The organism is Citrobacter sp. Igbk 16 (assembly GCF_028069755.1).
Classification (GTDB): domain Bacteria; phylum Pseudomonadota; class Gammaproteobacteria; order Enterobacterales; family Enterobacteriaceae; genus Citrobacter.
Genome location: NZ_JANEWJ010000042.1, coordinates 1 through 10,525 on the forward strand (window position 1 = coordinate 1; position 10,525 = coordinate 10,525).

Genomic DNA, 10,525 nt, shown 5'->3' on the forward strand with positions numbered 1-10,525 from the left:
GCTTATTGTTCTTGCTTATCATCTTCAATAAATAGATCAATAAATGCCCGTTGCTCAGATGAAAGATTCCACGAAGCGGGAATATCCTGCTTTTTTTCTACAACGGTTTCATTCGCTTGCTCATTATCATGATGAGCAGGTGTAACAGTGGACTGTTGTTCCTGTGTGGACATCACTTACCCCCACACTTTCCAGACCACCAGAGCAACCACGATCCAGAACACGGCGGAGCCCAGAAACACGGTGAACCATGCTTTACGTTTCATCGCGGGATCTCTGCGCGCAGGCTGGTTTCCAGAAGGCATTGCTAACCTCATACTATCGAAATCACTTATCATTTAGGCACCAAACAATCGGTACAATTAATCATCAGGTAAGAGGAATCCTAATAAAAACAGCCTGAAAAAGCCAGATAATTTTCGAACCCAGCTTTATAAATAACTTAATTGTTTGATCAGTTATAAATATTTGAAAGGGATTTTGGCAGGCTTACTCATTTGAAACTACTTTGGAGAATATTTTCCATAAATAATATAGGGATAATAGACAAAAAGAAAATCATAAATACATTCAACCGCCCCGCGGGTATGGCTGGAGAACGAGGATACCAGCGAGGCAGCTTCCGTTATTATTTCTCTGGCAATTTAATATCTTTGAACATAGCTTCAATGTCATCGTTGGAACGCAACGCCACCGCCGTATCCACCACATCGCGTGTCAGATGCGGTGCGAAACGCTGAATGAAATCATACATGTAGCTGCGTAAAAATGTGCTGCGACGAAAACCAATTTTCGTGGTGCTGTGACTGAAAATATCATGAGCATCAACACGCACCAGATCCGGATCAGAGAGAGGATCCACTGCCATGCTGGCAATCACGCCCACGCCCAGCCCCAGTCGGACATAGGTTTTTATCACATCAGCATCGGTTGCCGTAAAAACAATACGCGGCTCAAGACCCGCGCGATTAAACGCGGTATCCAGTTCTGAGCGCCCTGTAAAACCAAAGGTGTACGTCACCAGCGGATATTGCGCCAGCTCTTCAATGGATACGGAGGCTTTGCCCGCCAACGGATGGTCTGGCGTAACAACAATCGAACGGTTCCAGTGATAGCATGGCAGCATCACCAGATCATCGTACAGATGCAGTGCTTCCGTCGCGATGGCAAAATCAGCATTCCCCTTCGAAACAGCCTCGGCAATTTGCGTCGGCGATCCCTGATGCATATGCAACGAAACGCGAGGATAACGCTCAATAAAACCTTTAATCACGTTGGGCAGCGCGTAACGCGCCTGCGTGTGTGTGGTAGCAATATATAACGAACCTTTGTCGGGCCAGGTATGTTCACCCGCAACCGACTTAATGGCATCCACTTTTGACAAGACTTCGCGGGCAATACGAATAACTTCCTGCCCTGCAGGAGTCACCTGCGTCAGGTGCTTACCGCTACGGGCAAAAATCTGGATGCCAAGCTCATCTTCCAGCATACGAACTTGCTTACTGATCCCCGGCTGGGAGGTATAGAGTCCTTCGGCCGTTGAGGAGACATTAAGGTTGTGGTTTACCACCTCAACGATATAGCGAAGCTGCTGTAATTTCATGTTAAGCCATCCAGAATTGTGCCATCAGAACATCGTTTAAAAGCAGACTCACACACGCTGCTAATACGATTTAATAATAAAAAGCCTGTCAACTATAACCACTATATCATTTATATGTACGCTGTATAGGTATGACAAAAAATAATACGTCGCAAACAAAAAGGGTCGCTTACGCGACCCTTTGAGGAGAAATTCAGCCAGAACGCTGTTATTTCTTACCTTCTACCCATTTACCGTCAACGAAAAATGCAGACCACCCGGTTGCTTTACCGTCTTTTTCCGCAGCGACATATTGCTGCTTAGTTTTACGGCTAAAGCGAACCATCGACTTATTACCATCGGGGTCCGTCTGCGGCGCATCGGCCAGGTAACGCAGTTTTTCCGGCAGACGATCGCGGAAGCGATACAACTCTTCCACTAACGGTGCACGGGTTTCACGTGATTTCGGGAAGGTGTTAGCGGCCAGGAAAATACCTGCTGCACCGTCACGCAACACGAAATACGCGTCCGATTTTTCACACGGCAGTTCCGGCAACGGAACAGGATCTTCTTTCGGCGGAGCCACTTCACCGTTACGCAGGATCTTACGGGTGTTTTTACACTCGTCGTTAGTACATGCCATGTATTTACCGAAACGCCCCATTTTCAGGTGCATTTCAGAACCACATTTCTCGCACTCAACGATAGGACCGTCATAACCCTTAATACGGAACTCGCCCTCTTCGATTTCGTAACCATCACAGGTCGGGTTGTTACCACAGACATGCAGCTTACGTTTTGGATCGATCAGATAGCTGTCCATCGCCGTACCACACTTCTGGCAGCGACGCTTTGCGCGCAAGGCGTTAGTCTCAGCATCATCCCCTTCCAGTACGTTCAGGACTTCATTCTCCGGCACCAGGTTAATCGTGGTTTTGCAACGCTCTTTCGGTGAAAGCGCATAGCCGGAACACCCAAGGAAGACACCGGTGCTGGCGGTACGGATACCCATCTTGCGCCCACATGTTGGACAATCAATGCTGGTCAGTACCATCTGGTTCGGACGCATGCCGCCTTCTTCGGGATCTTTCTCGGCTTTATCCAACTGCTGAGTAAAATCACTGAAGAAGTTGTCGAGCACACCTTTCCACTCAGCTTCGTGGTTCGCCACCTGGTCAAGGCTGTCTTCCATCTGCGCGGTGAAATCGTAGTTCATCAATTCGCGGAAGTTTTCTTCCAGACGATCGGTGACAATTTCACCCATTTTTTCAGCGTAGAAGCGACGGTTCTCAACACGAACGTAACCGCGATCCTGAATTGTAGAGATGATCGAGGCATACGTTGATGGACGACCAATACCCCGTTTTTCAAGTTCTTTAACCAGCGAAGCTTCACTGAAACGCGCAGGCGGTTTGGTGAAGTGCTGCGCAGGCGTCAGTTCGATAAGCGTCAGTACATCGCCTTTATCCACCGCCGGTAAAATGCGGTCTTCATCGCCCTTACGCAGCGCCGGCATCACTTTTGTCCAGCCATCAAAACGCAGAATGCGACCACGTGCTTTCAGGCGGAAATCACCCGCGCCCACGGTCAACGTAGTGGAGTCGTATTTCGCTGGCGTCATCTGACAGGCAACAAACTGGCGCCAAATCAGTTGATACAGTTTTTGAGCATCGGCTTCCATATCTTTCAGAGATTCCGCCTGAACGGCGACATCAGAAGGACGGATAGCTTCGTGCGCTTCCTGCGAATTCTCTTTGCTGGCGTACTGGTTTGCGCTTTCTGGCAGATACTTCTTGCCAAAATTATCGCTAATGTAATCACGGACCATCGCCACAGCATCCTGACTCAGGTTGGTGGAGTCAGTACGCATATAGGTGATATAACCCGCTTCATACAAGCGCTGCGCCATCATCATGGTTTTCTTCACGCCAAAGCCCAGACGCGTGCTGGCAGCCTGCTGTAACGTGGACGTGATGAAGGGGGCGCCCGGCTTGCTGCTGGTTGGCTTATCTTCGCGTTCCAGAACGCTATAACGTGCTTTTTCCAGCAGGCTTACTGCCGCGAGTGTTTGTTCGCGATTAACCGGACGGAACGGTTTATCGTTCTGATGAGTCACCTCCAGCGGCAATGCATCACCGGCTGGCGTCGTGGTATTGGCATCAATTTCCCAGAACTCTTCGGGGACGAATGCTTTAATTTCACGCTCACGCTCAACAACCAGACGCACGGCAACCGACTGTACTCGGCCGGCAGACAGGCCTCGGGCAATTTTTTTCCACAGCAGCGGCGACACCATATAGCCGACAACGCGGTCCATAAAGCGACGAGCCTGTTGTGCATTAACACGGTCGATGTTCAGCTCGCCCGGTTTTTCAAACGCCTGACGGATAGCGTTTTTAGTAATTTCGTTAAACACCACGCGGCTGTAGCGGGTGTCGTCGCCACCGATAACTTCCCGCAGGTGCCAGGCAATGGCTTCCCCTTCGCGGTCAAGGTCGGTTGCGAGATAGATGTGGTCGGCTTTTTCAGCCAGTTGTTTCAGTTCAGAGACAACTTTCTCTTTACCAGGCAGCACTTCATAGCGCGCATCCCAGTTGTGCCACGGGTCAACGCCCATGCGGTTGACGAGAGCGCCACGTTCATCCTTTTTGGGCTTTTTAGCCGTTTTGGTGGAGGTTGAGTCGGCGCTCTTTTTAGTTGCTGAGCCACTGGTCGGCAAATCACGGATATGACCGACGCTGGATTTCACCACGTAGTCATTACCCAGATACTTGTTGATCGTTTTGGCTTTTGCCGGGGACTCAACGATGACAAGAGCTTTACCCATATTCACCTTTACCTAATTTGATTCTTCCAGAATGCGTCGCACGTTGATTCACCTTCCACTGGCGACGAGACATCGATATGGTCTCTGCGTCGGCGGATATCAACCCCTTAAACTGATTTGCGCTTGTAATGTAACTCTCATGTAACTGAGTTAACAGGCTTTTTCGCACACAAACGCTTTGGCGCGACGGAGTATTGGTCGAATGTCAAGCAAATCTGTTGCCAGATTGACGAAAGCGTCACACTGTACCTGATAAAATGCGTTACGCAACTTTATTAGCATGCAAAAACAAATCTCGCCAGTTGCAATCCCCTCCTATAGCCTTCATTTAAGTCAGGGAATATTTGCCCATAAGCTGGGCTCGGCGTAGACTAATGTCCTTGTTTAAGGAGTAAATAATGCATAAAGACACTCAACCCATCGATCGCGAAACACTGCTGATTGAAGCCAACAAAATCATTCGTGAGCATGAGGACACGCTGGCGGGGATTGTCGCCACCGGCGTAACGCAGCGAAATGGCGTGCTGGTTTTCAGCGGAGATTACTTTTTAGACGAGCAAGGGCTACCAACGCCCAAAAGCACTGCAGTGTTTAATATGTTTAAACACCTGGCGCATGTGCTTTCTGAAAAGTACCACTTGATCGATTAACGCGAGAAATGATTTGCCGGATGGCTGCGCTGCCTTATCCGGCCTACGATGTTACGAACCTGTAGGCCGGATTAGATGCGTGAGCATCGCCATCCGGCAATTGCAATTTTACATCAGGGGCTTCTGTCCCCGCTGCCACCAGCGCATAAGTAAGCGGTCTGCACTTTCTGCCGCGCTACCAGTGAAACGGTCCATCAGCTTTTTGCGCTGCATATAGCGGACGTTCAGCACTTCACGACCATCCATCAACCCTAAAATCACTTCGTCACTGGTATTGATCTCATCGACCAACCCGTTTGCCAGCGCCTGTTGCCCAAACCAGTGTTCACCTGTAGCAACCTGTTCGATGTCCAGAGTTGGACGCATACGTTGCACAAAATCTTTAAACAGATGATGGGTTTCATTCAAATCTTCACGGAATTTCTGTCGCCCTTCTTCCGTATTTTCACCAAGCAGTGTCAGCGTACGTTTGTACTGTCCAGCCGTGTGCAGCTCGATATCAATATCCTTGCCTTTCAGGAAACGGTTGAAGTTCGGGATCTGCGCCACCACGCCAATCGAGCCCACAATGGCAAACGGCGCTGAGACAATTTTATCCGCTACACAGGCCATCATATATCCACCGCTCGCTGCGACTTTATCCACCGTTACCGTCAAGGGAATCGCTTTATCGCGTAGGCGCTGCAACTGCGAGGCAGCCAGCCCATAACCATGTACCACACCACCGGGGCTTTCCAGACGCACAACCACCTGATCCTGCGGTTTCACCACCGCCAGTACCGCCGTGACCTCTTCCCGCAGTTCGCTGACCTCGTGGGCATCCATACTGCCCTTAAAATCGAGCACCCAGACGCGAGGTTTTTCTGATGACGCACTGTCCCCCAGTTTTGCTTTGGCTTTGGCGGTTTTGGCCTCTAGCTTATGCTTCTTTTTCTGCGCTTTATGCCATAACTTCTGCTGATGACTATCCAGCAATGCCATCGACAGATCTTCCTTCATCTCTTTATATTGATCGCTAAGATTAATAACGCGAAGCTCACCACGCTGACGCTTACGTTGTGTCGCGTTTACAATCAGCATGACAATCACCGCAATAGCCACCACAACAGTGACAATTTTTGCCAAAAACAGCCCATATTCAGACAACAATTCCACGAGACCCACCTTGGTTAAACAACGCTACTTTCGCTCAGTGTACAACAGGCGTGTAAACCCGTCTTGCTTCATCCATCCGATGCTGAATCGGCAAAAAGCATGACAAAGTGTTCATTTTGCGGTGTTATTACCTTTGGCTGATTGAAAAACACCAGTGTTTAAGGCATAAAGCCGAAAAGTTATCGCGAACGAGATGGCCAAAGCGTCGCCGAGGAGTAGCCGTGCATTACCAACCTAAACAAGACCTGTTACAGGATCGCATTATTCTGGTCACCGGTGCCAGTGATGGCATCGGGCGTGAAGCCGCGCTTACCTACGTACGCTACGGTGCGACCGTTATCCTGCTTGGACGTAATGAAGAAAAATTGCGTCAGGTTGCCCGCACCGCCGCCGATGAAAACGGAACACAACCACAATGGTTTACACTGGATCTGCTGACCTGTACCGCTGAAGAGTGCCACCAGTTGGCGCAACGCCTCGCCGCACATTATCCGCGTCTGGATGGGGTGTTGCATAACGCCGGGCTGCTGGGCGATATCTGCCCGATGAGCGAACAAAATCCGCAGGTATGGCAGGATGTTATGCAGGTCAATGTCAACGCAACGTTTATGTTGACTCAGGCATTGCTGCCGCTGTTACTCAAATCAGATTCAGGATCGCTGGTTTTTACCTCCTCAAGCGTCGGTCGTCAGGGACGGGCTAACTGGGGAGCGTATGCCACCTCTAAGTTTGCAACCGAAGGGATGATGCAGGTCCTGGCAGACGAATACCAGAATCGCCATTTGCGCGTAAATTGCATTAATCCAGGCGGCACGCGTACCGGCATGCGTGCCAGCGCATTCCCGACGGAAGATCCGCAAAAACTCAAAACCCCCGCCGACATTGTGCCGCTGTACCTGTGGCTGATGGGCGATGACAGCCGCCGTAAAACCGGTATGACTTTTGATGCCCAACCGGGCCGTAAACCAGGAATTGCCCAATGAGTGAAGAACGCTATCAGCAGCGCCAACAGCGCGTAAAAGACCGGGTTGACGCGCGTGTTGCGGCCGCCAGGGACGAGCGCGGAATTGTCATCGTTTTTACCGGTAATGGTAAGGGTAAAACTACCGCTGCGTTCGGTACAGCAACTCGCGCAGTGGGCCACGGTAAAAAAGTCGGTGTAGTGCAGTTCATTAAAGGTACATGGCCAAACGGCGAAAGAAACCTGCTCGAACCTCATGGTGTAGAGTTTCAGGTGATGGCGACCGGGTTTACCTGGGAGACACAGAATCGTGAAGCTGACACTGCCGCCTGTCTGGCCGTATGGGAACACGGTAAACGAATGCTGGCCGATCCTGAGCTGGATATGGTTGTGCTGGATGAACTGACGTATATGGTAGCCTACGACTACCTACCGCTTGAAGAGGTGATCAACGCCTTAAACGCGCGCCCGGCCCAGCAGACGGTCATTATTACGGGTCGTGGATGCCATCGCGATATTCTGGAGTTAGCCGACACGGTCAGCGAGTTGCGTCCGGTCAAGCATGCTTTTGAAGCGGGCATTAAAGCCCAAATGGGGATTGATTACTAATCGCAGGCCGGATAAGGCGCTTGCGCCGCATCCGGCTCCACGCTAACGCCTGATAGCGCTTTGCTTATCAGGCCTGTTTATGATTAACCGTTGTTGCTGCGTCCACCCGGGCGACGGCTGCTGCCGACCTGAGAATGACGTTTCACCGCACGGCGGATCTGATTCGCTTTCATACGACGACGGTCTTTCTCGACAGCGACTTTAGACGTGGTTTCCGGTTTCAACTCCACCAGTTCACGCAGATAGTTGGTCTGTGCAAGATCAAGCTCCGTCCAGCCGCCACGCGGCAGACCTTTCGGCAATGGAATATCGCCATAACGTACACGGATAAGACGACTTACCTGCACGCCTACCGCTTCCCACAGACGACGAACCTCGCGATTGCGGCCTTCAGTCAGCGTGACGTTATACCACTGGTTAATCCCTTCACCACCGCTGAACTTGATGGTTTTAAACGCAGCCGGACCATCTTCCAGCTGTACGCCACGGCTCAGATCACGCAGTTTAGCTTCATCAACCTGACCGAACACACGCACCGCGTACTCTCGTTCAACTTCACGGCTCGGGTGCATCAGACGGTTCGCCAGTTCACCATCAGTAGTAAACAGCAGCAGACCACAGGTATTGACGTCCAGACGACCTACGGCAATCCAGCGCGCGTCGCGCAGCTTTGGCAAGCGGTCAAAAACGGTTGGACGACCTTCCGGGTCGTTACGGGTACACAGTTCACCTTCCGGCTTGTAATAGGCCAGAACGCGGCAGATTTGTTCTGCAGATTCTTTCACCGAAATCAGATGGCCGTCGATACGGATTTTCAGACCCGGCGTCACTTCAACGCGATCGCCAAGCGTGGCAATTTTGCCATCAACGCTCACACGACCTGCTGCAATAATGGATTCAATTTCACGGCGAGAACCGTGGCCAGCACGCGCCAGCACTTTTTGTAACTTTTCGCTCATAGAGCTTCCTTTAGGTGTCGCCTTCACAGGCGTCGAACAGGAGAATCAACGGCGCCAGTCAGCGCCATTTTAAGGCCGCGTAGTATAGCGGTTCGCGCCTTTATAAGAAAGGTTTAACGTCACCAACGCCTTCGCGCAATACCACCGGGGAATCATCGGTTAAATCAATGACCGTCGTCGGTTGTTGACCAAGGTAACCACCGTGAATGATCAGATCGACCAACTTCTCCAGACGATCTTTGATCTCTTCGGGATCGGACTCGGTAAACTCGCTGCCAGGAAGCATCAGTGAAGTAGAAAGCATTGGCTCACCCAAAGCTTCGAGCAACGCCAGCGCAATGGGATTCGACGGAACTCGCAGGCCAATAGTCTTACGCTTTTCCTGCAGCAGTCGGCGTGGAACTTCTTTCGTCCCTTTCAGGATAAAAGTATAGTTGCCTGGCGTATTGTTTTTAATTAAACGAAAGGCCACGTTGTCGACAAATGAATAGGTTGACAGCTCCGACAAATCGCGGCACATCAGCGTAAAGTTGTGGCCGTCCGGCAAATGACGGATACGACAAATACGCTCCATCGCGCCTTTATCTTCAATTTTGCATCCCAACGCATAGCCGGAATCGGTTGGATAGACAATCACCCCACCTTTACGCACAATTTCAACGGCCTGATTGATCAACCGCTGCTGTGGGTTTTCGGGATGAATATAAAAAAACTGGCTCATACTTTCCTCTCTGTGATCTCGGGCTGTTCCCAAAGCTGCCACACGCCTTCGACGCCGGCAGGCAACCAAAGTTTGCGCCCCAGTTCAATCCATGGACACGGCTGGTGAAAATCAGACCCTTGCGATGCCCACAACTGATGCTGGCGCGCAAGCGTCGCCAGATGGGTACGTTCATTGGGAGACTGCTGGCACTGTGCCACTTCCATCGCGTCACCGTGATGTTCAGCAAAATGTGCAACCAGTCTTTTCAGCCACTTAGCGCTAAGATCGTACCGCCCAGGATGAGCCAGAACTGCCTTACCGCCAGAATGATGAATGACATCAATAGCTTGTTCTATTGTACACCACTGTGGCGGAACGTAACCGGTTTTCCCACGGGCAAGATATTTTTTAAAGACATCCGCCATGGTTGTGGCTTTTCCGCATTCCACCAGAAAACGCGCAAAATGGCCCCGCGTGACGGCCCCGCCGTCGGCCAAACGCAAAGCCCCTTCCCACGCTCCCGGAATATGCGCTTTGTCCAGCCGTTCTGCAATCAGGCGCGCGCGCTGCTGGCGGCGTTCCGTTTGCTGTGCCAAAAACGCATGCATCATAGGATGTGCGGTATCAATATTCAGACCCACAATATGGATCTCATGGTTTTCCCAGACCGTTGAAATTTCAACACCCGAGATCAGATTTAGCGCTAACCCCGAACGTGAAATTTCTTCTCTTGCCGCCGCAATACCTGCCGTGGTGTCATGATCGGTGATCGCCAGTGTACCGACTCGCATCTCTACCGCACGATGTACTAAGGCCTCTGGCGTCAATCGCCCATCGGAGGCTGTCGTATGGCTGTGCAGGTCATAAATCACTGCGTAATTCGTGTCGCTCAAGGCGTCTCCCGTTTCAATAAATGTCGTATCACGATCATCATAGCGGTTTCGACAAATTAACTGAAATCAGGTGTTGACTTTACCCCACTGAACTAGTTAACTAGTACGCAAGTTCGCATGAAGAAGGTATCTGAGATGAAAGCACGTTTTGTTCTGCACGGTTGGTGGCGCACTTCCTGATTTCGG

General features: G+C 50.9%; 12 protein-coding genes and 1 other annotated feature (1 of these 13 cut by a window edge). Of the genes, 4 read left to right on the plus strand and 8 right to left on the minus strand.

The features are described 5' to 3' along the window. Positions 1-2 precede the first annotated feature (2 nt). The 4 genes from NNO03_RS20465 to topA form a co-directional block, all read right to left on the minus strand. Positions 3-173 (minus strand): hypothetical protein, encoded by a 171-nt coding sequence (locus NNO03_RS20465; protein WP_271450382.1) that lies wholly within the window; start codon positions 171-173, stop codon positions 3-5. Between the two features lie 3 nt (positions 174-176). Beyond that, the gene (locus tag NNO03_RS20470; protein ID WP_249357519.1) at positions 177-317 is read right to left on the minus strand and encodes a YmiA family putative membrane protein; all 141 of its coding nucleotides are present in this window, start codon (positions 315-317) and stop codon (positions 177-179) included. 311 nt (positions 318-628) lie between these two features. Beyond that, a complete protein-coding gene (gene cysB / locus NNO03_RS20475; RefSeq protein ID WP_271450383.1) occupies positions 629-1,603 on the minus strand; it encodes an HTH-type transcriptional regulator CysB in 975 nt (324 codons plus the stop codon). A gap of 208 nt (positions 1,604-1,811) precedes the next feature. After that, positions 1,812-4,409: a type I DNA topoisomerase gene (topA, locus tag NNO03_RS20480; RefSeq protein ID WP_271450384.1), complete on the minus strand. Its 2,598-nt coding sequence runs from the start codon at positions 4,407-4,409 to the stop codon at positions 1,812-1,814. Between the two features lie 398 nt (positions 4,410-4,807). On the opposite strand from topA, the gene NNO03_RS20485 reads away from it, so the two are divergent. Then, positions 4,808-5,059: a YciN family protein gene (locus tag NNO03_RS20485; protein ID WP_003020616.1), complete on the plus strand. Its 252-nt coding sequence runs from the start codon at positions 4,808-4,810 to the stop codon at positions 5,057-5,059. Between the two features lie 108 nt (positions 5,060-5,167). Here NNO03_RS20485 and sohB read toward each other — a convergent pair whose 3' ends face one another. Next, the gene (gene sohB, locus NNO03_RS20490; protein ID WP_271450385.1) at positions 5,168-6,214 is read right to left on the minus strand and encodes a protease SohB; all 1,047 of its coding nucleotides are present in this window, start codon (positions 6,212-6,214) and stop codon (positions 5,168-5,170) included. A gap of 221 nt (positions 6,215-6,435) precedes the next feature. On the opposite strand from sohB, the gene NNO03_RS20495 reads away from it, so the two are divergent. After that, a complete protein-coding gene (locus NNO03_RS20495; protein ID WP_271450386.1) occupies positions 6,436-7,197 on the plus strand; it encodes a YciK family oxidoreductase in 762 nt (253 codons plus the stop codon). After that, positions 7,194-7,784 (plus strand): cob(I)yrinic acid a,c-diamide adenosyltransferase, encoded by a 591-nt coding sequence (cobO, locus tag NNO03_RS20500; protein WP_271440936.1) that lies wholly within the window; start codon positions 7,194-7,196, stop codon positions 7,782-7,784. Before NNO03_RS20495 ends, cobO begins: the two co-directional genes overlap by 4 nt. Before the next feature lie 83 nt (positions 7,785-7,867). Here cobO and rluB read toward each other — a convergent pair whose 3' ends face one another. From rluB to rnm, 3 genes are all read right to left on the minus strand, one after another. Beyond that, complete coding sequence (gene rluB, locus NNO03_RS20505) at positions 7,868-8,743, minus strand: 23S rRNA pseudouridine(2605) synthase RluB (RefSeq protein WP_271450387.1); 876 nt, start codon at positions 8,741-8,743, stop codon at positions 7,868-7,870. Positions 8,744-8,843: 100 nt separating this feature from the next. Next, positions 8,844-9,464: an L-threonylcarbamoyladenylate synthase gene (locus tag NNO03_RS20510; RefSeq protein ID WP_003833336.1), complete on the minus strand. Its 621-nt coding sequence runs from the start codon at positions 9,462-9,464 to the stop codon at positions 8,844-8,846. Beyond that, positions 9,461-10,339, minus strand: coding sequence for an RNase AM (gene rnm, locus NNO03_RS20515; protein WP_271440934.1), 879 nt, complete (start codon positions 10,337-10,339; stop codon positions 9,461-9,463). The genes NNO03_RS20510 and rnm overlap by 4 nt, the downstream gene beginning before the upstream one ends. Positions 10,340-10,474: 135 nt before the next feature. On the opposite strand from rnm, the gene trpL reads away from it, so the two are divergent. Next, on the plus strand, positions 10,475-10,519 hold the full coding sequence (gene trpL, locus NNO03_RS20520; RefSeq protein ID WP_212734703.1) for a trp operon leader peptide: 45 nt from the start codon (positions 10,475-10,477) through the stop codon (positions 10,517-10,519). Next, positions 10,496-10,525: a sequence feature (Trp leader region), on the plus strand; it runs 65 nt beyond the window's last position. It overlaps the preceding gene by 24 nt.